Origin of the sequence: Motiliproteus sediminis, assembly GCF_017912535.1 — a bacterium.
Taxonomy (GTDB): Bacteria; Pseudomonadota; Gammaproteobacteria; order Pseudomonadales; family Balneatricaceae; genus Motiliproteus; species Motiliproteus sediminis.
In genome coordinates this window covers 200,810-223,533 of record NZ_JAERQK010000002.1, presented here as the reverse complement: position 1 = coordinate 223,533, position 22,724 = coordinate 200,810, and the positions used below count along the sequence as shown (strand labels likewise).

Genomic DNA, 22,724 nt, shown 5'->3' with positions numbered 1-22,724 from the left:
GATGAACCTGAGCGCTGTTGTTTTCCCGCTGTTGTTTGCCCTGTTCGCGGTGATTTCTGTCACTGCGATGCTGTTGGTATGGGGGCTGCGGCGCAAAGTTGCGGAGCAGGAGCGCCGCCATGAGGCGCTCATTAATGTGTTGCGCAACGAAATTCTGGCGATGAACAGCGCGTCGGTCGGAGTGGGTAAACGGGTTCAACAGGTTGAGCGCAAGCTCAATATCACCGCTGAAAAACAGCAGGAGCTCGAAAACCGTGACCCCGGAGCGCTGGCCTACAACCAGGCAGCCAAGCTGATGGAGATGGGGGCCGATGTGGACGATCTGGTCTCCAGTTGTGGCATCGCCCGTCCGGAAGCGGAGCTGATGGCGCTGCTTCATCGCGAAGTGCGCTCAACCCCCTCTCTTGAGTCCGGGCGCTGACTCATCTCCACGCAGGCTGTAGGCAAAGGCGATTACCTCGGCAATCGCTTTAAATAACGATTCCGGTATCTCCTGTCCCAGCTCCAGCAGTGCCAGCGCCTCCACCAATGCCGGATCTTCATGAATCAGAATATTGTGCTCCCGTGCGATGCGCAGGATCTCGTCTGCTATCAGGCCTCGCCCTTTGGCGGATACGAACGGCGGACTCTCTTCGTCGTAGGTGAGAGCGACGGCGATAGGCGGAGGGCTGTTCATCAGGTTTTTACGTCAATCAGTGAGCGGTCGCGCCCGCCGGTGTTTGCAGAAGAGCGTCCTTCCCGGACACCGATAACCCCCACATCAAGGCCCAGAGCCTGCAGACGGGTATGCAGGTCTCCCAAGTGGGGTTGCAGCAGCGAGCGAACGCCCGCCTCGCCTTTCCAGATCACATTGACCTGCTGGTTCTCCAGCGTCAACAGAGCATTGAATGGCGGTAGCCCCTCCATTTGAAACGCCAGCTCTACCTGCCAGCGCCGCTCCTGTTCCGGCACGTCGCGCCCGCCCCCGCTCTGGTCAGTGATCTTGAGCTGAACGTTTTCGTGCTGGCCTTGCTGCCCCTGCACCGGCAGATCGACCACCAGTGATCGCACCGGTTCTGCGTCACTGTCCTTGGCGCCGGCCTGGCCAAGGCTGTGGATCTGGTTGGTGACCACGCGACTGATCGCCCGCTGGGTTAGCTGGTTGAGGCGGTCGCTCAGGGTGGCGGGGAGTTCGCGCCCTTGAGGTTGTGGCTGCTGGAGCTGGTGGGCCAGTTTCAGCAGCAGCGCTTTCTGGTCCTGGGGTAGCGCTTGGGTGTCTCCGCGGGCCAGCTTGCCCTCCATCAGCGTGCCGCCCTGCTGCAGCTGCTGGCGAACGCCTTCCGGGTCAGGCTGCGACGGGTTGGTCAGGGTACGCCCCAGCAGTAAGCTGATAAGGCTCATTAGCAGCGGTTGGGCTTGGCGCAGCGGGGCGCTGGTGCTGACTTGATTCAGCAGACTAAACAACTCTTCGGGTGGTTGCTGGCGGGGGAGATGCTGGCGCAGTGCGCTTTCGACCGCCAGCGCCCGTGGGGCCGGCAGTTGCAGGGTGACCTGGCCGTCAGCACTGCGGCTGATGCGCACTTCTGTTCCGGGTGGAATGGGGCGAGGGGCCAGCACCTCCAGTGTTTGCCCGCCAATACTCAGTTGGACGCGTTGCGGGGCGGAAACGGTGGCTGTTGACGGCGTTGCGGTGGTCCCGTTGGCGGGACTTGGTGCTGGAGACGGCTGGGATGCAGCGTTTGGGCGAATCGGTGCGGCTGTTGCGGGCGCAGTTGGTTGTGGTCGCAGCGGGGGTTGCGCGGGCTGGGCCGGTGCTGATGCAACGGCTGGCGATGTCGGCGCTGCAGGTGTCGAAGCCGCGGATGATGGCGGCTGGGGCATGTTGCCGGACGTCGTGAGCGGTAAATTCTGAATCACCCGAGCGGTTACAGCCTGATCGATCTTGGGTAACAGGGCAGCCAGCTGCTGTAGTTGCGCCGCCTGCAGGCTGCTGGTTTGCACCCGGCTGGCTTGGCCACTGTCGCCGGCAACGGGCCGGGCGGCGCCGGTGTCGGTTGCAGCTTGGCGCTGCGGGCCGGGGTCCGTGCGAGTGGGCGCCGCTGCTGTGTTGCTTACCGTGCTGTTTGAGGGGCTGGTTGCCGGCGCGCGCGCGCCCGGCGGGGGAGTGCTCGGTGCAGCTGGCGGCGCGGTTCCTGCCGGAGTGGATGGCGCAGGGGCAGGATTGGCGGCATTCTGGGGGCTTTGAGCCGGTTGTGATTGCGCTTGGATCACCAGATTCTGGGCCCCGGTACGGGTCAGCTGTACCTGGGTTCCTGCGGGCAACGGCTTGGCCGACACCAGATCCAGTATTTGCCCTTGCAGCTGTACCCGAATGCGGTAAGCGGTGGCGGCTGCCTGACTCTGAGGGCTGGCCGCGGCACGATTCTCGGCGACGCCCGTACGGGTGTTTTCGCTGCTGGCGCTGGCCGCATTGGGCGTCTGGGCAGCCTGGTTTGAGTTGGCTGCCGGAGTCTGCGCGCGCACCGGCTGCGAAACCACACTCACGACCTGTGCGCTGCGGCTTTCGCCGATCTGCATCAACGCTTGCAGCCGATCGAAGCCGGTGGTCAGCTCGGCGCTCAGTTTTTGTACATTGGTGACGTTCAGTTGCTCGATCAAGAGGCCACTCCGGTGACCTGAAAGGCGGCGCGACCTGCCGGTTTCAGGGTTCTGTCACGGTCCAATTCCCCGTATAATGCGCTGATTTGCGGCACGAAGAAAGCGTAGCCATCTCCATTTGCGAATGCGAACAAGGGCCCCCGGTTTTGTCGACACCCCTGTTAGAGGCGAACAACCTGTTCTGCGAGCGAGACGAACGGGTGTTGTTCGAGCAGCTCAGCTTTACCTTGAATGCCGGTGAAATACTGCAGGTCGAAGGACCTAACGGCAGCGGCAAGACCACTTTGCTTCGGATTCTGGCGGGGCTCTCCACCGCATTTGAAGGGGAGTTGAGCTGGAAGGGCGAGCCGATGAGTGATGTGCGCGACGACTTCCGTGCGTCCATGCTCTACTTCGGTCACTTGCCGGGGGTCAAGGCAACGCTCACCGCCGAAGAGAACCTGCGCTGGTACTGCGCGGTGCATCCATTGACCCGGATCGAAGGTGTTCACGAAGCCCTCGCCAAGGTGGGGCTGCGTGGTTATGAGGATGTTCCCTGCCACTCGTTGTCTGCGGGCCAGAATCGCCGGGTCAGCTTGGCACGGTTGTACTTCAGTGAAGCGCCCCTGTGGGTGCTGGATGAACCCTTTACTGCCATTGACAAGCGCGGCGTCGCTGAAAAAGAAGCGTTGATCGCGGCGCATGCCGCCAAGGGCGGCAGTGTGATTCTCACCACTCACCACGAGCTCGCTATTCGGGATAACGTGCGCCAGCTCGCTCTGGGCGGGGAGATACCTAGATGAGCGAACCCAGCGTGGATATCTCCCTTACCCGAGTGTTCTGGATTACCCTCAGGCGCGACCTGCTGCTGGCTTACCGGCGCCGCAACGATCTGATCAGTCCGTTGATGTTTTTCCTGATGGTGGCGACGCTGTTCCCGTTGGGGGTCAGTCCCGAGCCTGAATTTCTGTCGCAAGTGGCAGCCGGAGTGGTCTGGGTGGCGGCCCTGTTGGCGACGTTGCTGTCGATGGATAGCCTGTTTCGTTCCGATTTTGATGATGGTTCGCTGGAGCAGATGTTACTCAGCCCACAGCCACTGGCGTTGCTGGTGCTGGCCAAGGTTGTCGCTCACTGGACTGTCAGCGGGTTGCCGTTGACGATTTTGGCGCCGCTGTTGGGAGTAATGTTGTATCTGCCGGGCGAAGGGATGTCGGCGCTGATTTTCAGTCTGCTGCTGGGAACTCCGACTCTCAGCCTCATCGGAGCCATTGGCGCCGCACTGACGGTCGGGTTGCGTAAGGGCGGGGTGTTGATCACCTTGCTGGTGCTGCCGCTCTATATCCCGGTGCTTATTTTTGGAACCGGGGCGGTACAGGCGGCGTCTACAGGTTTGCCCATCGGCGGCTATCTGGCGATACTCGGCGCTATACTGGCCTTGGGTGTGGTGTTAACCCCGTTGGCGGTGGCTGCGGGTCTTCGAATCAGTGTGAGCAATTAAGAGCGAATTCATGGCGAAATCTTGGAAAATGCCCAAGTGGTTCTATCAGCTGGGATCTCCCCGCTGGTGCTACGAGATAACCGGTAAACTGCTACCCGGTTTTGCGATTGTGGCCGCGCTGCTGCTGGTTGTCGGTGCCGTCTGGGGACTGGCGTTTGCGCCTGAAGACTATCAGCAAGGTAATAGTTTCCGCATCATCTACGTCCATGTGCCGTCGGCGGTACTGGCCCAGTCCTGCTACATGCTGATGGCGGTAGCGGGAGCGATCAGCCTGATCTGGAAGATGAAGGTGGCGGATATGGTGGCCAAAAGCTGCGCTCCGCTGGGCGCAACGCTGGCGGTTCTGGCACTGGCCACCGGCGCTATCTGGGGCAAGCCGACCTGGGGGACCTGGTGGGTATGGGATGCGCGCCTGACGTCGATGTTGATCCTGTTGTTCCTGTTTATTGGCGTCTATTCGCTGCATCATGCCATCGACAACGAGATCAACGCCGGTAAAGCCGGGGCGGTGCTATCGCTGGTCGGGGTGGTTAATATTCCCATCATCAAGTACTCGGTGGAGTGGTGGAACACCCTGCACCAGACGTCGACCTTCAAGGTTACTGAAAAGCCGGCGATGCCAGCGGATATGTGGATACCGCTGCTGATAATGGTGATCGGGTTCTACTGTTTCTTTGCGGTCAGTTTGATGTTGCGCACTCGGGCGGAGATTTTGGAGCGCGAAAAGCGCAGTGGTTGGGTCCGTGATCTGGTGGAGGCGCGCTGATGTATTTCGACAGTTTCTCTGACTTTATCGCCATGGGCGGCCATGGGCTCTATGTCTGGCTCTGCTACGGTATTGCCATCACAATTTTAAGTTTCAACATTATCAGCCCACTGCTGAAATCCCGGAACTTCTTCAATCAACAAGGTCGGCGCCTGCGTCGTGAACGGCAGATGGCCGAACAGGAGGGATCTCGCCCATGAAACAGCGTGTCAACCTGGTGCTGCAGACGCTGCTTCTGCTGACCCTCGGGCTGGGGTCAACGGTGGCGTCAGCGGCGATTGAAGCGTATGAGTTTCGTGACGAGGCGATGCGCGAACAGTTCAAGGTGCTGACAGCGGAGCTGCGCTGCCCCAAGTGTCAGAACCAGAATCTGGCTGATTCCAATGCGCCCATTGCCAAAGATATGCGGGAAAAGATCTACGAAATGGTCCAGCAGGGCGAATCGACTGAAAGCGTGGTCGAATTCATGGTGGCCCGCTATGGCGATTTTGTTAACTACCGTCCGCGCAATGACAGCAGCACCGCGTTGTTGTGGTACGGTCCGGTGGCGCTGCTGGTGATTGGTGGTCTGGTGGTGGTAGCGGTTAGCCGTAGCCGTAGTCGATCCAAATCCGGCGCGGTCAACAAAAGCGCCGTAGACCGCGAGCGGCTGCAAAAACTGTTGCACGACAACGACAAAGCTTAACCGCGCCGGCGAGCGGGCGCTGACTGATGGACGAAACGTGGCGGGTTAATTATGGAATGGCGTGATTGGCTGATCGTAGTCGGGATTTTGGTACTGATCGGTGTCGGCGCCGACGCTTTCCGTCGCATTCGTAACCGTAATCGTCTGCAACTCAAGATCGACGATAAGTTCAAGGATCTGCCCGAATACGGTAGCGACGATATCGGTGAGGTGCGGGTGGTGAAGGCCGACAGCGGTCTCGCACCGAAGGAGCACCGTGAGCCATCATTCAATGACGATGACCTGCTGGGCGCAGTCAATGCGTCTGCCGACCGCGCAGAGCCATCGCTCCATGAACCCCGGAGCGCCGCCACCGCGGAGGACGATGTCGATATTCTGCTGTCGGGAAGCCTGCAAGGCGTGGGTGAAGGCGCCGGCGCCTATCTGGGTGACGCGCGCAGTCGTGCCGCCGCAAGTGATGCGACCGGGCCCACTGCGCCGCGGGATGAGCCCGAGTCTGACCCTGTCAGTCCGGGGACGGCTACCGCTGCGGATCAGGCTCGCCCTCTGTCGGAAATCGCCCATGAAGCTGACGATTTCGGTGATGATGACGGCGTTCTGGGGCCTGCCCGCGTCATCAGCGCTGATGACGACTCCCGGCATCAGCCGTGCGCTGACGATGCCGTTGCTGACCTTGAGCTCGCCCCGGAGGCGTTAGCCTCGTCGGTCCCAACCTCTGCCGATGCCGAGACCTGCGCCGAGGCTTCTTCTGCTGGCGCTGATCGTTCGGTTATAGCTGCCGATTCCGCTCTCGACGAATCGCAGTCGACCCTGGCTGATGATTCGTGCCGCAACCCTGACGGGTCTGCGACAGCGGAGCGTGAACCGGGCAGTGACGAGAGTACCAGCACCGCTGACGCGCCGGCTGTGCGGGCCGTGGTTCCGGCCGCGGACGGGGGGTTGGACCTGAACCGTCCTATCCCTGAACTACTGGCCGAGCAGGCGCGAAAGTTGGCCGCTGATGCTTCGGCTGAGGATACTGGGGCGGATGCGACGGACACTCTGTCTGTCGATACGGAGCTGGCGGCTGCCGAAATGCTGCCGGATGGCGATCTGGGGCCGGCGGTGGAGGTGGTTACGCCAGCGCCCTCCATACCGGGTGCCGAGGCAGACGCTGAGGCCGGAGCCAAGGCCGATCCTGGCGCTACCCCGCCAGTCAGCAAGCAATCCAAGCGCGAGCGCCGCCGTCGTCCGCGCCCTGAGGTGCAGACCAACTTCTTCGAACAGTTCCCGGATCTGGCTCCGGAGCCCCCGGCTGCCAGCGCTTCGACGCGCAAGAGCGGGGCGACGCGCACCGACAAGAGCAAGCCTAAGCGTGAGCCGGCGCCAGCACCGGATGAGGTATTGGTGATCACGGTAATGGCACGCTATGAGCCGTTCAGTGGCGCCATGTTGTTCAAGCTGGTGGAGGCCTGCGGGCTGACCTTCGGCAAGATGAGCATTTTCCACCGTCACGAGCAGGACAACGGCGAGGGCCCGGTCCAGTTCAGCATGGTAAATGCAGTCCACCCCGGCACTTTTGAACCTGACGTGGCGAAGGACTTTACCACCCCCGGCGTGACCTTCTTCCTGACCATGTCAGAGCCCAGCAAGCTGATGGAAGCGTTTGATTGCATGCTCGCCACCGCCCAGTGCGTGGCGGATAATCTGGAGGGTGATCTGCGCGACGAACACCGCAGTAGTCTGCGTACCCAGACGATCGAGCATTATCGTCACAAAATCCGCGATTTCGAACGACGTCGTCTGGCCCGCCGGGCCTGAATCGACCCCATCCTAAGGACGCTTTCATGACCGAGCCGGCCCTTCGCCAGCAGATCGTGACCCTGCGCGAGCAGATAGACGAGCATAACTACCGCTACTACGTGCTGGATGAGCCCAGCGTACCGGATGCCGAATATGATCGCCTGATGGCGCAATTACGCCGGTTGGAACAGGCCCACCCGGAGCTGGTCAGTGCCGATTCTCCTACCCAGCGGGTGGGTGCGACCCCGTTGGCCGCGTTCGATTCGGTGGCGCACGAAGTGCCGATGCTGTCGCTGGACAACGCTTTCGATGCCGCTGATCTGCGTGATTTTGATCGCCGGGTGCATGAGCGTCTGGGGCTGGCTGCGGAGCAGCCCGTGATTTACGCCTGTGAACCCAAACTGGATGGCTCGGCGGTCAGTTTGCTTTACGAACAGGGTGTACTGGTGCGCGGTGCCACCCGCGGGGATGGCAGCACCGGTGAGGATATCACCCAAAACGTGCGCACCATCGACTCGATACCGCTCAAGCTGCGTGGCGGCGGTTGGCCGCAACGTCTGGAGGTCCGCGGCGAAATCTACATGCCCAAGGCCAGCTTCGAGGCGCTTAACGAGCGTGCTCGCGCCGAGGGCAGCAAAACCTTCGTCAACCCCCGTAATGCGGCGGCCGGCAGCTTGCGGCAATTGGATGCCCGGATTACCGCGTCGCGCAAGCTGGAGATGTGCGCCTACAGCGTGGGTCTGGCTGAGGGAGGAGGATTACCGCCAACCCATAGCGAAATTCTCTATCAACTGCAGCAGTGGGGCCTGCGGATCAACGCCGAAATGGCGGTGGTTGAGGGGGTTGAAGCCTGCCTTGATTACTACCAACGGCTCGGTGCAAAGCGCAATGAGTTGCCTTACGAGATTGACGGTATCGTGTTCAAGGTGGATGAGCTGGCGTTGCAGCAACGGCTGGGGTTTGTCTCCCGTGCGCCGCGCTGGGCGATTGCGCACAAGTTCCCGGCACAGGAGGAGATGACTGAACTGCTGGGAGTGGAGTTTCAGGTGGGCCGCACCGGTGCGGTGACCCCGGTTGCGCGGCTGAAGCCGGTGTTTGTCGGCGGCGTTACCGTCAGTAATGCCACCCTGCACAACATGGATGAGGTCGAACGCCTGGGCGTGATGATCGGCGACACCGTGATTATTCGCCGCGCCGGAGACGTTATCCCCCAGGTGGTCAGCGTGGTCGAGGCACGCCGTCCGGCGGATGCCTGTCCGGTTGAGCTGCCGCGCTCCTGCCCGGTGTGCGGCGCGGCGGTTGAACGGGCCGAAGGGGAAGCCGCAGCGCGCTGCAGTGGCGGGGTCAGCTGTGGCGCGCAGCGCAAGGAGGCTATCAAGCATTTCGCCTCGCGCAAGGCGCTGGATATTGACGGTCTGGGTGACCGGCTGGTAGAGCTGCTGGTGGATAAGGGGCTGGTGCAGAACCTGCCTGACCTGTTCTCGCTGCAGCACCCGCAGGTGGCGGGGCTGGAGCGGATGGGCGACAAGTCCGCAGACAATTTGCTGGCGGCGATCGAGGCCAGCAAAGCGACCACCTTGCCGCGCTTCCTCTACGCTTTGGGGATTCGCGAAGTCGGCGAGGCAACGGCACGCACGCTGGCGCAGCACTTCGGCGAGCTGGAGGCGATTCAGACGGCCGATGAGGGCGCGTTATTGGCGGTGCCCGATGTGGGGCCGGTGGTGGCACAGCACATCGCCGTGTTTTTCCAGCAGCCTCATAATCTGGAAGTGATCGCCGCGCTGAGAGCCGCTGGGGTACATTGGCCCGCCATCGAGGCGCCTGGCGCCGACACCCAGCCGCTGGCCGGCAAAACCTATGTGCTGACCGGAACGCTGGAGGTGATGAGCCGCAACGACGCCAAAGCGCGGTTACAGGAGTTGGGTGCCAAGGTAGCCGGCAGTGTCTCGGCCAAGACGGATTGCGTGGTGGCTGGTCCGGGCGCCGGCTCCAAGTTGAAAAAAGCCGAAGAGCTAGGCATTCCGGTGCTCGACGAGGCCGGGTTGTTGGCGCTGCTGGAGGGCTGATCATGGAGATTCCCTGGCGTGAGCTCAGTCCCGAGGCGCTCGATGGGCTGATTGAGGAGTTCGTTACCCGCGAAGGTACCGACTACGGCCACCAGGACTACAGCCTTGACGACAAGGTGGCCCAGGTGCGGCGGCAGCTGGAATGCGGTGAGGCGGTAATCCTGTTCGACAGTTATCTGCAGAGCTGCACCCTGGAGCGTCGCTCCGGATAGCCTCTGGGCACTTTCCCGACCCTCCGGGTTCGAAGTCTATAATCCCTTCATCATTGGCCTGCGGTCGCGCTGCGCTCCAGTCGCCCGTTATCGCTCCCCTGCAGGAGTCGCACCATGGAACATCTTGATCAGATTATCGCCACCATTGCGCTGACCATGGGGGTCGGTTGGGCTAGTGGCATCAACCTCTATGCCTGTCTGCTCACTCTGGGAGTGCTCTCCAACATGGGGCATATCCAGTTGCCACCGGGGCTGGAGGTGGTGGGCGACCCGCTGGTGATCATGGCGGCGGGGCTGATGTACGCGGTGGAGTTTTTTGCCGACAAGGTACCGGGAGTGGATACCGGTTGGGACACCTTGCACACTTTTGTGCGGATACCCGCCGGCGCAGCGCTGGCTGCGGGTGCGGTTGGCGACGTCAATATGGCGGTAGAGGTGGCCGCGGCACTGGTGGGTGGTAGCTTGGCAGCGGGTTCACATGCGCTCAAGGCGGGGGGGCGGGTGATGATCAACACCTCGCCGGAACCGGTTACTAACTGGACCGCATCAGTGAGTGAAGATGTGGCGGTATTTGCCGGTGTCTGGGCTGCGCTGAATCACCCCTACTGGTTTCTGGCGGCGTTGGTGCTCTTCCTGATACTGCTGGCGTGGCTGTTGCCCAAGGTGCTGCGTGGTATCAAGCGGGTGTTTGGCTTTCTGTGGCGCTTGTTTGGTGGTGATAAAGAGGCTGCGCAGTCAGCGCCCCGGCAGCTTCCTCCCGGCAGTTAGGCCCAGTTTTCGAAGTCTGGATCGTTGCCGATCAGGTGGAGCAGGTCGCTGCGGGTGACGATGCCGACCAGCTCTCCGGCATCCGATAGAACCGGCACCGCGTTGGTGTGTTTTTCCAGCAGCACCAGAGCCACCAGCCGTGCTTCGGTGTCCGGTGTGGCCACGATCAGCTGGGTCTGGTAACAGCCCTCAATGTCGGCTGCGTTGGAGACCGGCCCGGTTTGCGCCAGTGGGCTGGTGCGGGTCAGCAGGTCCCGGTCTGACAGTAACCCGAACAGCATGCCGTCGTCGTTGACCACCGCCAGTTGGTGTACCCGGTGCTCCTGCATCTGTGCCCAGGCCTCGTCGAGGCTCACCCCTTGCTTGATGGTGTAAACCGGGGCGGTCATCACCTTGGCGACGGTAATTCGCCGGCGGGTCTGGCCTGGTTCGGTCAGTTTGGCGGTCTGGTTGTAGGCCTGGCGAGCCTGGCGAGCGACGGGAGTCTCATGGCCGCTGGGGCGGTTGTCGTAATCCGGCGCGTTTACCCGGCGGTCATTGGGTGGCAGGGTGCGTGCGCGCTGCAGCTGCGTCATACCCTCGACACCGCGGCGAGAAAATTTCACCGGCGTCTGAATCCGATAACCGTGGTCGACTATGACGAGCGCCATGCTGTATGTCCCGATAACCTGTTGCTTAAGTGGTTATCCCCTATATCGCCCGTCTTTTCAAATCCTTGATCAGAAAACGGGCCGGGTGCAGGTAGGGGATGAGCTCCTGTTCCAGGGGTAGAGGTGTTGCGGTGATCTGTGCGGCGACCAGCTCGCCGCACAGCGGGGCGGTCACCAGCCCTTTAGATCCATGGCCCAGGTTGACATAGAGCCCCTCCAGTAGCGGAGGGGCTTGCTCCGGTTCAGATTTGGCGTCGTGCCGCAGGGCAGCGTAAGCGGCGGTAAAAGCGTCGGTGGCAGCGACCGGACCGGCCAGCGGCAAGTAGTCGGGGGTGGCGCAGCGAAAGCCGGTACGCCCCTCCAGGCGGGTTTGTTGGCGCAGTGCCATGCCCAGCGCAGGACTGAGTTCACTCAAGTGATCGAGGTTGTGCTGGTGGTCGGCTTCCAGCAGCTCGGGAGTCTGCTGGTGCAGGGTGAAGGTGGCACCAAAACAGTAGCGACCTTGGTGGGGCGGGCTGACGTAGCCCTTGCCGCACAGCACCGTGTTCAGCGGGGGGGCGTTGGTGCTGTCACCAAAACTGACCTGACCGCGTATCGACTTCAAGGGCAGGCCTGACAGCGGGGTGAAGGCGCGGCTGCTGGCCGCGCAGGCGACTACTACGGCGGTTGCGCTGGTCAGCAACCCATGGTTGCGGTCGTACAGCTGCCACGTCGCATCGGCGCGCTCAAGGTGGGTTACTTCGGCGTTGAAGCAGGAGCTGATTCGTGGGTGTTCCAGCAGTCTGGCGCAGAGCTTGGCTGGCGCGATCCAGCCGCCGCTCGGAAACCATAACCCGCCGTGGTTCAGCTCGACGCCGGCCAACGCCGAGGCTTCCGCCTGGCCGACCCCGCGAACCAGCTGCTCGGGATAGTGACCGCTGTTAAGCAGCGTCTGCTGACGCTGCTGTTCGCGTTGCTCGGGCGGCAGCTGCAGTACCCCGCAAGGTTGCCAAATCTCCGGGTCAAGATGAAGAGATTGCAGGATCGACAGGGTAGCGGCATAGCCGGTGAGGTGAATGCGGCTCTGTGGTGTGGGCGCCGCCGGGAGTTTGACGTAGAGCACACCTTGCGGATTCCCAGAGCCCTCACTGCCGGGTGCGGGGCCGCGGTCAATCACCTCCACCGCGATGCCGCGCTCGGCCAGCGCTCGTGCGGTGCTGGCACCGGCGATACCAGCACCGATCACCACCACGCGTTGCGGCGGGATAACCGCAGGGGGCTGATACCAGCGGGCTTTGCGCGGTTGCGGCGGGGCGATGAATTCACCGTGAAGCATGTGGCGCTTGGGGCCAAACCCGGCCGCAATACGGGTTTCAAAGCCTGTGTTCTGTAGCTGCTTGCGGATACTGGATGCGGCGGTGAAGGTAGCCACCGTGGTGCCAGGCCGGCTGAGCCGACCCACCGCTGCGAACAGCTCCGGGGTCCAGATGTCAGGATTTCTGGTCGGTGTGAAACCATCCAGAAACCAGGCGTCGACCTGGCTGTCCTGCTGTTGGAAGTGGTGTTCGGCGTCACCAATCATCAGGGTAAGGACGACCCGGCCCTGATCAAAACTGAGACGATGATAGCCTGCGGTCGGCAGCGGGTAGGCGGTCAGTAGCTGTTGGCTTAGCTCATTCAGCGGCGGCCACAGGGCGAGGGCGCGTGCCAGGTCTCGCGGCGCCAGCGGGTACTTTTCCACCGACAGGTAGTCGAGTCGGGCGGCGGGTGGCGCGTGTTGGCGCCATTGCTGCCAGGTCGCGAGAAAGTTGAGCCCGGTACCGAAACCGGTTTCGGCAACGGTGAAGTGGCGCAGTCCGGGGTCGTGCCAGCGTTGTGGCAGGTTATTGTGTTGCAGGTAAACGTAGCGGGTTTCTTCCAGGCCGTCGCCGGGGGAGAAATATACATCGTCAAAGGTGCGCGAGCGCGGCAGTCCATCCGCGCTCCAGTCCAGTTCAGCGACGCGAGGAGGAGAATAGTGCGGTGTCATTCAGGCGATAACCACCCGGTCGCGACCACCTCCCTTGGCGGCGTACAGCGCGTCATCGACCCGTTTTAGCATCTGTTCGATGCTTTCGTCCTGGTTCAGTTCGGCCACGCCAATACTGGTAGTGAACTGCAGTGCTTCGCCGGCCGGTATTATCACCCGTTGTTGATGGCAGGCGCTGCGCAGGCGTTCGGCAATCTGGTGCGCCCCGCTCTTGGGGGTGCCGCTGAGGATCATCAGAAACTCTTCACCACCATAACGCCCGACCAGGTCCTCTTCACGGGACTGTGATACCAGCAGGCTGGCGAAGGTTTTGAGAACCTCGTCGCCAGCGGCATGGCCGTGGGTATCATTGATGCGTTTGAACTTGTCCAGATCCAGCAGCATCAGGCTAAGCGCAACGTCATGCTCCCTGCTATGCAGTACCTCCCGCTCCAGATAGGCGACAATCGAACGGCGGTTGGCAAGCCCGGTGAGAGGGTCGCGATGGGCCTGGCGGTAAAGACGCATCATCATGGTGAGCTGGGTCAGCGCGGCCCAGCCGGTGATCAGGGCCAGCAGCACCAGCAGCCAGATATCGTTGAGAGTCTGCAGTGTGGTCAGCTCTCCCTCGTAGGCTGCGGTGCCCAGATGGGTGGCGGTGATGAACAGTGCCAGCCACCCACCCTCCATGATCGTCAGCGGGAAGATAGCCCCCAGAGTTATGATCATGAAGGGGAAGAAGTGGTAACCCGGAGGGATGCCCGTGCCGCTGGCATTGAGATAAAGGTGGGCAACGGTGTGGAACAGCGAAGAGATCAGCACCAGCGCCGCCAGTTTAACCCGTGACAGGTGCAAGCTGTGACTCTCGCTTCGCCAGAAGGCCAGTCCCAGCAGGGCACCACCGGTGGCCAGGCGCAGCAGGGAGATAAAGAATAGCTCGCTGCCGCTCAGGTATAGGGTATCGATGGTTATCCAGGCGGGGATCAGCACGCCTAGCAGGAAGGCCAGGGTGCGCACGCGGTTGCTGATGGTCTGCGCCCGGGTGTGGCGAAAATGGCGAGAGTGGGAACGAGCCCGCAGGATGTCGTAGAAATACTCCTGCTTCAGCTGCTGCAGAAAGGCAGTTTTGTTACTGCTGGCGCGGTGTTGGCGTCGTCGCTCTCCGGTGTTGTCGACAGCAGTCACGACCACAGCGTCACCGCCGGGTGCTGGGCTCTGTGCTTCGCCGCTGTGGGCCTCACTCTGAATGTTCAAACTATGCGCTCGCCAATGGGGCGTTGCCTGTAGCAACAGCTGGAATTGTTATTGATCTTGTTTGGCGGGTAATTTTGCAGCAACTGGCGGCGATAAGCCAGCGCCATGAAGCGAACGTCTTGGAAAAATAAACCGAAGCGCGCGTGGCGCTTCGGTTTAGTGGCTTAAGTGCGGAACTGGGCAACCAGCTGTTGCAACCGTGACGATGCATGGTTGAGTTCGCTGGACGCCCCGGACATCTGGATGCAGCCGGCAGCCAGCTCGATCGCCGCATCCTTGACCGAGTCAATGCTGCGGTTGATCTCCTCGGCCACGGCGCTTTGCTCCTCCGCGGCGCTGGCGATCTGGGTGTTGGCCAGCGAAATTTCGTCGGTCGAGCCTTTGATGGCATGCAGGGCATCACCGGCACGATGGATCTGATCCACGCTGGCCTGGGCTTGCTCGGAGCTGCTGTTCATCACCGTTACCGCGGCACGTGTTCCCTGCTGCAAGCGCTCGATCATGGCCTGGATCTCCTGGGTCGAAGCTTGGGTGCGGGCTGCAAGATTGCGCACCTCGTCTGCGACCACGGCAAATCCGCGCCCTTGTTCGCCGGCACGGGCGGCTTCAATCGCCGCGTTCAGTGCCAGTAGGTTGGTCTGTTCGGCAATGCCGCGAATGACATCCAGAATGGAGCTGATATTCTCTACGTCACCGGCCAGTTCGCCGATGGAGGACGAAGCCCGGGATACCTCGTCGGCCAAGGCGCTGACCATTTGCATCGAGGCTTCGACCACGGCCACGCCTTCGTCAGCCACCTGTTGCGTGCGGTGCGCGGCGCTGTCGGCGCTCTGCGCGCTCTGGGCTACGTCGGCCGAAGCTGTTGTCATCTCGTTGATGGCGGTCGCAGACTGCTCCATCTCCTGTTTTTGCAGGTCGGAATGGTTGCGGGTCTGTTCCGATACCGTGGAGATATGCTGGCTCGACAGGGCTACCTCCTTGGCGCTGGCGTCGATCTGCAGAACCTGTTCGCGCAGTTTTATCACCAGGTTTTGCAGTGCCGTAGCCATGGCGCGGGTGTCACGCAGGCCTTCGGCGGCGACGTCGCGGGTCAGGTCACCGTTGGCGCAGTGCTGCATCTCCGCTTCGATGTGGGCCATCGGGCGGAATACCTGTCGCTGCAGCAGCAGTATCGCCAGAGAGACCGAAACGATGATAATGGCGAGCATGATGCCGATACCCATCAGCTCGTTACTGCGAGCTGTGGCCATAAACGCGGCGTTATTTTCCAGCGCGGCCAGATGAATGCCATTGGCGCCGTTGTCGCCCACCAGTTCGTAGGTCACTTCAAAGGATTCACCCGCTGCCAGAATGCTGTCCCAGGCTTCGCTGCGGAAGCGTTCCTCGCCGGACTGGGTGGTCAGGCGGATCGGCGCATGCATCAGCTCTTCAACCTTGGCGAGGTTGTGATCAGGCTTGAGGACAACCTCGACATAGCCAGCCAGGCGCAGTCCGCCGGTGGGGACCAGGGCGCTGTAGTAGCTGTCGCCGTTCTGTGCCCAGTGGTGCAGAATCAGTTTCATCCGATCACCGCCTTCGCGGCTACTGAGTTCGCTGGCCATCTGCGGCGGCAGTGCTTTTGCCAGCCCCTGCTCCCCTTCGCTGGACTGGCCAATAAAACGGCCCTGTTTGTCGTAAGCGCGGACTTTGGCCAGCTCGACCACGCTGCCAGTGACGTAATGCTGGGCGTAGTAGTTGTCCAGCAGGGCAGGCAGTGCGCTGGAGTCGCCTTTTTTAACCGCGTTGCGAACATCTTTGTTCTTGGCGATAACAGCGCCCATCTCTTGGGCCAGTTCGCTCACCTGCAGCATCACCTCTTCGGCGGCAACTTTCAGCACGCGCGACAGGGTGTTTTGTTGTGATTCCACCGCGGCATCGAAGGAGCGTTGGCCGAGGTATACCGAGGTCGCCATCGACAGCAGGCCGACAACGCACAAAAGTCCGATGGTGACGGACTTGATGGAGAAGTTCTTTAATTGCATATCAACCACCCGGCGTTATACGCGTTGAGGGTGTGCCTCCCTGCAGCCATCCGTGAAGAAGGGGCCGTGCCTGGCCCCTGTGAAGCATGAGAACGATGGGTCTGAGTTACATCTCGACCGGGTAGCCTTTCTCCTGCCACTCGGCGATGCCGCCACGGAACCAGAACAGGTTAGTGTAGCCGGCGGCTTTGGCTTTGCTCGCTGCGTCGGCACTGCGGCCGCACTTGACGCCGTTGCAGTAGAATACGACCGGGGTGTTCTTGCTGGGTACGGCGGCTGCCAGGGAGTCAGCGGTCACGTCGTCATTCTTGATTCGAACAACGTCCGGGATGTGGCCCTTGTCGTAATCACCCTGGCCGCGGGCATCGATGATTACCAGATCGTCCAGCTGGTCTACCAGATCCAGCAGCTCTTCTGCACTGATGGTTTTGGCCGCGTCGATAGTTTCCGGTTGCAGTTCGGCCGCTTGGGCGGTTGCGAAGGTGAACAGGGCTACAAGGGCAAAGAGGGGGGAGAACAGCTTCTTCATGATACATCGCTCCTGATGTTTATTTGATCAATAGCGATGCATTCTATGCGGAATAGCGAAATAAGAATTTGACCTAAGACAATAGTTGTCCTTTTTGTCCGGTCTTTAAATAAGTGGGCGGTGGTGGCGTGGGTGTCGGCAATGGCTTACCGGCAGAGGCAAGAAGATGGCCGAGGGGGCGGAGCCCCCGGCGGGAGTTAGCGCTGCATCAGTGCGCGTGGCGAAAGAGGTCGCTGTGATCGAAGCGGATGATGCGAAGCTTGAACAGGCGCTTGGTCGCACGCCCCAATTGGGCAACAAGTTCACGCATCGCTTCGGCGCGGGCCAGTTCGCCTTGGCGCTGGTAGAAGGCCAGATCGATAGTGCCGGCTTCGGTCAGTTTCAGTTGTTCGATAGACATGATTTGCTCCTAATTTTTCTCAACGGTTAGTCGGCAGTTGGCTCAGGCTTTAATACTGTTGCTCAAACTGTCGATTGCTGTTGCGCCCTTGTTGGCGCTGTTTCGTTGTTGTTGGAGGGCATGTTAGGATCTGCAATGGATTCAAGCAAACGATGCTTTTTCAGTCGAATGATTAGAAAAACTCAACAAAGAGGGTTTTATGCGCCGCCTACCTCCGCTGAACGCCCTGCGCGCATTTGAAGTGGCTGCCCGTCACGGTAGTTTTAATGCGGCGGCGGAAGAACTGTTCGTTACGCCATCGGCGATCAGTCACCAGATCAAATCGCTGGAGCAGTTTCTGGATCTCAAGCTGTTTCGGCGCAACAAGCGCCGGGTGGAACTGACTCCCAGTGGGGAAAAGTATCTCGCGCCGATTCAGCATGCGCTGGACGAGATCGATGCGGCCACCCGTCGCCTGCTTGCCAACCCCAACGCCGGTGCGGTCACCTTGAGTGTGGCGCCGGCGTTCCTGACCCGCTGGCTGATGCCGCGTCTGGGGCAGTTTCAGGAGCAGTTTCCCGACGTCGAACTGCGTCTGAGCGCGTCGATGGGGAACGTTGACTTCAACAGCAGCGATATCGACCTGGCGGTACGCTTCGGTCGCGGTGACTGGCCTGGTCTGGAGGCCCATTTTCTTCTCGGGATGTCGGTGGTGCCGGTGTGCAGTCCGCGGCTGCAGAACGGCAAGAACCCGCTGCGCAAGCCCGCCGATATGCGCAGCCATACCCTGATTCATGTCAGCACCCGCATGGATGAGTGGCGTGCCTGGCTGCGGTCTGCCGGCATCGATGAGGCCGGCTTTGGCAAGGATCTGCGCTTTTCCAGCACCTCGCTGGCCACCGGTGCCGCGGTCGAGGGGCTGGGGATCGCGCTGGCTGACCGCCACTTGGTCACTAAAGAGTTGAAGCAGGGCGAGTTGGTGGTGCCCTTTGATATATCCCTTGATACCCATTCCGCCTTCTATCTGGTATGGCCTGAAGATCAACCGCTTAGCTACAGTGCTACGGTTTTTCGGGACTGGATCATTGACGCTCTGCAGCAGGCTGACGAACGGGTATAGCGCCTTGCCAGATGTCGTTGACCGCTGATTGATGGTTGCCAGCGGGAACTGACGCGCCATAATGAACTCTATTGTGCGTTGCACAAATGCGAGGTCTGTGGCGATGAGAAAGACTCCGATTTCCCTTGCGCTGCAAGGCGGTGGTGCCCATGGGGCCTTTACCTGGGGGGTGCTGGATCGTCTGCTGGACGAGCCCGGTTTTGATCCGTGTGCGATCAGCGGCTGCAGTGCCGGGGCGATGAACGCGGTGGTGCTGGCGCATGGCTGGCAACAGGGAGGCGCCAGTGCGGCGCAGCTGGCTCTGCGGCAGTTCTGGGAGGCGGTGTCGCAGGAGTCGCCGCTGGCCTGGCTTGCCGTGCCCGGCTCTTCAGCCTTGGCCGACAAAGTCAGTTTCTCCTGGCATCAGATGCTGGCGCAAACGCTGTCGCGGACCGCGGTAGCCGATCTCAGCCCACTGGACGTCAACCCCCTGCGTCAACTATTACAGCAGCAGATCGATTTTGACCGCCTTCGGGCTCCGGACGCGTTGCGGCTTTTTATCTCCGCGACTGACGTTGCCAGTGGCCAATTGCGAGTGTTCCGGAACGCGGATCTCAGTCTCGACGCACTGCTCGCCTCGGCCTGTTTGCCGACCTTGCATCGCACCGTTGAGGTTGATGGACGCGCGTACTGGGACGGTGGCTTCTCCGCCAATCCAGCCATCCACCCGCTGGTCTACGAGGCCGCGCCGGCCGATATCCTGCTGGTGTTGCTGCAGCCGTCGGAACGTCATCCGTTGCCCCGCAGCGCCAGCGAGATTGCCGACCGAACCGCGGAGCTGGGTTTTGGCAGTAACCTGTTGCGCGAACTGCGTGCCATTACGCTGGCGCGTCAGTATGCCGGCCGCTGGCGCTGGTGGGGTGGTCGGCTGGAGCGGCGGTTAAAGCGGTTGCGCTTCCACCTGCTCGAACCCGATGAGTTGCTGGCCGAGTTGCCACGTGCGAGCAAGTACGACACCCGCTCCGCGTTCTTGCAGCGCCTGTTTCAGGCGGGGCGGGAGCAAGCCGGGCAGTGGCTGGAGGCCAACGGCAACGCCGTGGGGCGGCGGGCCAGTGTCGATCTGGAGCGCCTCTATGGTGAGCCGTTAGAGCTGGTCGAAGGTTGACGCGGCCAGTTGTACCCGGGCGTCGATATCGGGGTTGGGTTGCAGCGCTTCGACGTGACGCAGACGTGGTAGCAGGCCGCGTTGGTTGGCGATCTGGATCGCCAGCCCCGGGCGGGCGTTAAGCTCCAGAATTAGCGGTCCCAGCTGGCTGTCGAGCACCACGTCACAACCGATATAGCCCAACCCGGTCAGCTCGTAGCAGCGTGCCGTCAGTTGCAAGATGGTTTCCCAATGGGGGATCTGCAGATCACCAAATGGTTCGTTGGTGTCGGGGTGTAGTGATACCAGATCGCCATTTTGCACCGCGCTACGGGCTTTGCCGTCGCGGACCGCCAGGCCGACGCCGACCGCGCCTTGGTGCAGGTTGGCCTTGCCGTCGGATTCGGCGGTAGAACAGCGCAGCATCGCCATCACTGGGTAACCCTGGAATACGATCACGCGGATGTCCGGTACCCCCTGATAGCTGTAGCGCGCCAGTCCCGGATCGAACTGAATCAACGACTCGATCAGGGCTACGTCCGGCTTGCCCCCCAGGCTGTAAAGCCCACTGAGGATGTTGCTGATGTCGCGCTTGAGGTCCTGCAGGCTCAGCTTGCTGCCGCTGGCCTTGTAAAAATCGTTACCCTCGCGCCGGGTGATCACCAGAATCCCTTTGCCTGCGCTGCCGCGTGCCGGCTTGATCACGAACTTTGTCCGCTCGCCCAGTATCTGCTCCAGCTGGTTTACTTCGAACGGTGTTTTGACTGATCCGATCAGCTCCGGCACTGCGATGTCGGCGGCCAGGGCTGCCTGCTTGGTCAGGAGCTTGTTGTCCACCAGTGGATAGAGGCGACGTTTGTTGTAGCGGCTGATGAACTCTAGGTTGCGACAGTTCATGCTCAGCAAGCCAAAGTTATCGAGCTGGACTTTGCTTGCGAATCCAATCATCCGCTGCGCCCCATAAAGCGGAACCGATAGAACTCACTAAGGCGGTAGCCGCTGTACTGACCGAGCAGCAGAATCAGGCCGGCTTCAATCAGCAGGATCTCGGGGAAGTTAAACGTCAGATGGGTCACGTAGCTGTTGGTCATCGCCAGATAGGCCACCATCGCTACCAGCAGGCTGCCGCCCCCCTGTATAAGCACCTCTTTGGCGCCGTCTTCCTCCCACAGGATCGACATCCGCTCGATGGTCCAGGCAATGATGATCATCGGGAAGAACGTGATCGCCAACACCTCGTCGAGACCCAGTTTGTAACTGATCACGCTGAAGCTGGCCATCAGAATGATCACCATGATCACTACCACCGAGATCCGCGCCACCAGCAGCAGGTTGATGCGGCTGAGATAAGAGCGCAGCCATAGGCCGACGCCGACGATGGTCAGAAAGGTGATCAGCCCGGTGGCGAGGTTGGTTTCGATGAACGCCAGCGCGATCAGCACCGGCATAAAGGTGCCGGAGGTGCGCAGCCCCACCAGAATACGAAAGATCGCTACCAGCAGAATGCCGATCGGCACCAGCAGGATCGATTTGAACGCGTTCTGTTTTTCCACCGGCAGGGTGAAAATGCTGAAATCCAGTAGCGGCGCGTGCAGGCGGTTGGGGCTCTGCATCGCCACCGCTTTGGCAGAGAGGCGATTACTATTCATGGAGAAGCGGACCAGCGAGTTGCTACCGCCGCTGACCTCGAACAGTGAACTATCGCCGCGTTGCCACACCAGAAAGTTGCGCGGGTAGCCTTGGTTGGCGGTGGTGGGATCAAACGCGACCCAGCGGTCCTCGCTCCAGACCTCAAGCATGGTGTCGGGTGACAGGTTGCGACGGTCATCTTCGAGCATGATGCCACGGGTCAGGCGTGCGTGCTGTCCGGCGTGCGCCAGCAGCTGCTGCGCCAGTTGTGCGTTGCTGCTGTGTTGATAAGCGCGCCGGAGAAAGTCGGCATCGACATCATCGGAGTTGAGTAGCAGCAGTATTTGCCGGGCCAGACTGGCGGGGTCGGCGGAGAGTTCGGTGGCACGACGGACCAGATTGCTGGCCACATCACGCTCGGCGTGCAGCCATTCCGGCAGATAGATGTCGTCCCCCTGTGGCGGCAGGTGGGGCAGCTCCAGCGGCTGGATCGCCGCGATCTGCAAGCGGTAATAGAGCTGCTGCTCACCGTTGCCCTGACGCTTGGTCCACAACGCGCGGCGCTGATCGGTGGCCGTGCCGACGATATCGAAGCCGAAGCCGGAGGAGCTGAATGACTCCGACAGCAGTTCATAACCGGCGGCGATGTCGGGCAGCCCCAGGCTGGCCTTGATGCTGCGATCGCCGTCGGCGTCGAAGCTTACTTCTGCTTCAATGGTCCAGACGGTATCGAGCTGCCCCGGGGTCAGGGGAAAACCCAGCACCTGCTGCTTGTAAACAGTCAGGCTCGCTCCCAGCAGAATAAAGATGAATGCAAACAGATAAACCTGGGCGCGGGAGTTCATCGCTCAGACTCGTCTGACTGGTGGTAGCGGTAACTGACATCAACCGCGTAGGTGTCACGCAACAGGTTGCGCCCTATCAGCAGGTTGTATTCGAACTCGGAACGATCTGTCAGGCTGACCTCTACCGCCCGGGTAATGCCGGCCAGCGATAGCTGCAGCTTGACCACAAAGCGCTGCTGGCTTTCATCGCCGTGGCGTTTGATCAAGACGGTGCGCTCCAGACGGCGCTCCAGGGCATGGCTCCGCTGCTGATCATCCAGCAGTTCAAAGCGTACCCATTTGCGGCCGTCACGTTCAAACGGCTCGATGTTGACGGCGTTGATGCTGGTGGTGGTGGCGCCGGTATCGATGCGGGCGTTGAGGGTGATGCCGGGGGGTGAAACCTCAACCCGTTCGATCTCGCCGATCACCGGTTTGTTGTGCTGCCCGGCAGGCGGTGGCGGGCAGGTGGGGGGATCGATCGCCGGGCACGCGGCAGAGCTGGTTGTATCGGGCAAAGAGTGGGCCCGGGGTGATTGCGCGCCGTCGTCCGTCGCTGTCGAGCCAGTGTTTGGTTGGGTGGCGAAGCTACTGCAGCCGTTCAGGGAGGCGACAATAATCAGCCCGAGCAGCTGCCGTGTGATGGGGAGCATGGCAAAGAGGTCCTAGATGATGTGAGCAGGAGCGTATTGGCTGGGTAATTGAAACGTATCGTCGCGGATAGTTCCCTTTGTCCTGAACCGAATTGTCCGGACCCTCGTCATCGCTGCACAAACGCGCTATTCTTTCCGGCCCGCTGGCGCGTGCAGCGGCGC

General features: G+C 61.3%; 23 protein-coding genes. 12 read left to right on the top strand and 11 right to left on the bottom strand.

What is annotated here, in order from left to right; translation table 11 throughout:
* Nucleotide 1 precedes the first annotated feature (1 nt).
* A complete protein-coding gene (locus tag JJQ76_RS05475; protein ID WP_210395712.1) occupies nt 2–421 on the top strand; it encodes a DUF2802 domain-containing protein in 420 nt (139 codons plus the stop codon).
* On the opposite strand, the gene JJQ76_RS05470 is transcribed toward JJQ76_RS05475, so the two are convergent.
* On the bottom strand, nt 392–676 hold the full coding sequence (locus JJQ76_RS05470) for an EscU/YscU/HrcU family type III secretion system export apparatus switch protein (RefSeq protein WP_210395711.1): 285 nt from the start codon (nt 674–676) through the stop codon (nt 392–394). The two genes, JJQ76_RS05475 and JJQ76_RS05470, sit on opposite strands and share 30 nt — an antisense overlap.
* Complete coding sequence (gene fliK, locus JJQ76_RS05465; RefSeq protein WP_210395710.1) at nt 676–2,637, bottom strand: flagellar hook-length control protein FliK; 1,962 nt, start codon at nt 2,635–2,637, stop codon at nt 676–678. Before fliK ends, JJQ76_RS05470 begins: the two co-directional genes overlap by 1 nt.
* 146 nt (nt 2,638–2,783) lie before the next feature.
* Here fliK and ccmA point away from each other — a divergent pair, with 146 nt between their 5' ends.
* The 9 genes from ccmA to JJQ76_RS05420 all read left to right on the top strand — a co-directional run bounded on the left by ccmA (nt 2,784) and on the right by JJQ76_RS05420 (nt 10,393).
* The gene (gene ccmA / locus JJQ76_RS05460; RefSeq protein ID WP_210395709.1) at nt 2,784–3,419 is read left to right on the top strand and encodes a cytochrome c biogenesis heme-transporting ATPase CcmA; all 636 of its coding nucleotides are present in this window, start codon (nt 2,784–2,786) and stop codon (nt 3,417–3,419) included.
* Nucleotides 3,416–4,114, top strand: a complete 699-nt coding sequence (gene ccmB, locus JJQ76_RS05455) for a heme exporter protein CcmB (protein WP_210395708.1) — start codon at nt 3,416–3,418, stop codon at nt 4,112–4,114. Before ccmA ends, ccmB begins: the two co-directional genes overlap by 4 nt.
* A gap of 10 nt (nt 4,115–4,124) precedes the next feature.
* Nucleotides 4,125–4,880, top strand: coding sequence for a heme ABC transporter permease (locus tag JJQ76_RS05450; protein ID WP_281411956.1), 756 nt, complete (start codon nt 4,125–4,127; stop codon nt 4,878–4,880).
* Nucleotides 4,880–5,080: a heme exporter protein CcmD gene (gene ccmD / locus JJQ76_RS05445; protein ID WP_210395707.1), complete on the top strand. Its 201-nt coding sequence runs from the start codon at nt 4,880–4,882 to the stop codon at nt 5,078–5,080. Before JJQ76_RS05450 ends, ccmD begins: the two co-directional genes overlap by 1 nt.
* Complete coding sequence (locus tag JJQ76_RS05440; RefSeq protein WP_281411955.1) at nt 5,077–5,565, top strand: cytochrome c-type biogenesis protein; 489 nt, start codon at nt 5,077–5,079, stop codon at nt 5,563–5,565. Before ccmD ends, JJQ76_RS05440 begins: the two co-directional genes overlap by 4 nt.
* 51 nt (nt 5,566–5,616) lie before the next feature.
* Nucleotides 5,617–7,365, top strand: a complete 1,749-nt coding sequence (zipA, locus tag JJQ76_RS05435) for a cell division protein ZipA (protein WP_210395706.1) — start codon at nt 5,617–5,619, stop codon at nt 7,363–7,365.
* 26 nt (nt 7,366–7,391) lie between these two features.
* Nucleotides 7,392–9,413 (top strand): NAD-dependent DNA ligase LigA, encoded by a 2,022-nt coding sequence (gene ligA, locus JJQ76_RS05430; RefSeq protein WP_210395705.1) that lies wholly within the window; start codon nt 7,392–7,394, stop codon nt 9,411–9,413.
* Between the two features lie 2 nt (nt 9,414–9,415).
* The gene (locus JJQ76_RS05425; protein ID WP_210395704.1) at nt 9,416–9,625 is read left to right on the top strand and encodes a YheU family protein; all 210 of its coding nucleotides are present in this window, start codon (nt 9,416–9,418) and stop codon (nt 9,623–9,625) included.
* A gap of 114 nt (nt 9,626–9,739) precedes the next feature.
* Complete coding sequence (locus JJQ76_RS05420; protein WP_210395703.1) at nt 9,740–10,393, top strand: DUF4126 domain-containing protein; 654 nt, start codon at nt 9,740–9,742, stop codon at nt 10,391–10,393.
* Here JJQ76_RS05420 and JJQ76_RS05415 read toward each other — a convergent pair.
* From JJQ76_RS05415 to JJQ76_RS05390, 6 genes are all read right to left on the bottom strand, one after another.
* Nucleotides 10,390–11,043: a CBS domain-containing protein gene (locus JJQ76_RS05415; RefSeq protein ID WP_210395702.1), complete on the bottom strand. Its 654-nt coding sequence runs from the start codon at nt 11,041–11,043 to the stop codon at nt 10,390–10,392. The genes JJQ76_RS05420 and JJQ76_RS05415 overlap by 4 nt on opposite strands.
* A 40-nt stretch (nt 11,044–11,083) precedes the next feature.
* Nucleotides 11,084–13,051, bottom strand: coding sequence for a bifunctional tRNA (5-methylaminomethyl-2-thiouridine)(34)-methyltransferase MnmC2/FAD-dependent 5-carboxymethylaminomethyl-2-thiouridine(34) oxidoreductase MnmC1 (gene mnmC / locus JJQ76_RS05410; protein ID WP_210395701.1), 1,968 nt, complete (start codon nt 13,049–13,051; stop codon nt 11,084–11,086).
* A complete protein-coding gene (locus JJQ76_RS05405; protein ID WP_210395700.1) occupies nt 13,052–14,284 on the bottom strand; it encodes a GGDEF domain-containing protein in 1,233 nt (410 codons plus the stop codon).
* A 164-nt stretch (nt 14,285–14,448) separates the two neighbouring features.
* A complete protein-coding gene (locus JJQ76_RS05400; RefSeq protein WP_210395699.1) occupies nt 14,449–16,305 on the bottom strand; it encodes a methyl-accepting chemotaxis protein in 1,857 nt (618 codons plus the stop codon).
* 106 nt (nt 16,306–16,411) lie between these two features.
* Nucleotides 16,412–16,834: a rhodanese-like domain-containing protein gene (locus JJQ76_RS05395; RefSeq protein ID WP_210395698.1), complete on the bottom strand. Its 423-nt coding sequence runs from the start codon at nt 16,832–16,834 to the stop codon at nt 16,412–16,414.
* A gap of 208 nt (nt 16,835–17,042) precedes the next feature.
* Nucleotides 17,043–17,234, bottom strand: coding sequence for a hypothetical protein (locus tag JJQ76_RS05390; protein ID WP_210395697.1), 192 nt, complete (start codon nt 17,232–17,234; stop codon nt 17,043–17,045).
* 199 nt (nt 17,235–17,433) lie between these two features.
* Here JJQ76_RS05390 and gcvA point away from each other — a divergent pair, with 199 nt between their 5' ends.
* Nucleotides 17,434–18,333, top strand: coding sequence for a transcriptional regulator GcvA (gene gcvA / locus JJQ76_RS05385; protein WP_210395696.1), 900 nt, complete (start codon nt 17,434–17,436; stop codon nt 18,331–18,333).
* Nucleotides 18,334–18,436: 103 nt separating this feature from the next.
* On the top strand, nt 18,437–19,477 hold the full coding sequence (locus JJQ76_RS05380) for a patatin-like phospholipase family protein (RefSeq protein WP_210395695.1): 1,041 nt from the start codon (nt 18,437–18,439) through the stop codon (nt 19,475–19,477).
* On the opposite strand, the gene JJQ76_RS05375 is transcribed toward JJQ76_RS05380, so the two are convergent.
* The 3 genes from JJQ76_RS05375 to JJQ76_RS05365 are packed head-to-tail and all read right to left on the bottom strand — an operon-like array spanning nt 19,457 to nt 22,562.
* Complete coding sequence (locus tag JJQ76_RS05375) at nt 19,457–20,404, bottom strand: alpha-L-glutamate ligase-like protein (protein ID WP_210395694.1); 948 nt, start codon at nt 20,402–20,404, stop codon at nt 19,457–19,459. The two genes, JJQ76_RS05380 and JJQ76_RS05375, sit on opposite strands and share 21 nt — an antisense overlap.
* Complete coding sequence (locus tag JJQ76_RS05370; RefSeq protein ID WP_210395693.1) at nt 20,401–21,930, bottom strand: UUP1 family membrane protein; 1,530 nt, start codon at nt 21,928–21,930, stop codon at nt 20,401–20,403. The genes JJQ76_RS05375 and JJQ76_RS05370 overlap by 4 nt, the downstream gene beginning before the upstream one ends.
* Complete coding sequence (locus tag JJQ76_RS05365) at nt 21,927–22,562, bottom strand: ATP-dependent zinc protease family protein (RefSeq protein ID WP_210395692.1); 636 nt, start codon at nt 22,560–22,562, stop codon at nt 21,927–21,929. Before JJQ76_RS05365 ends, JJQ76_RS05370 begins: the two co-directional genes overlap by 4 nt.
* Nucleotides 22,563–22,724: the final 162 nt, after the last annotated feature.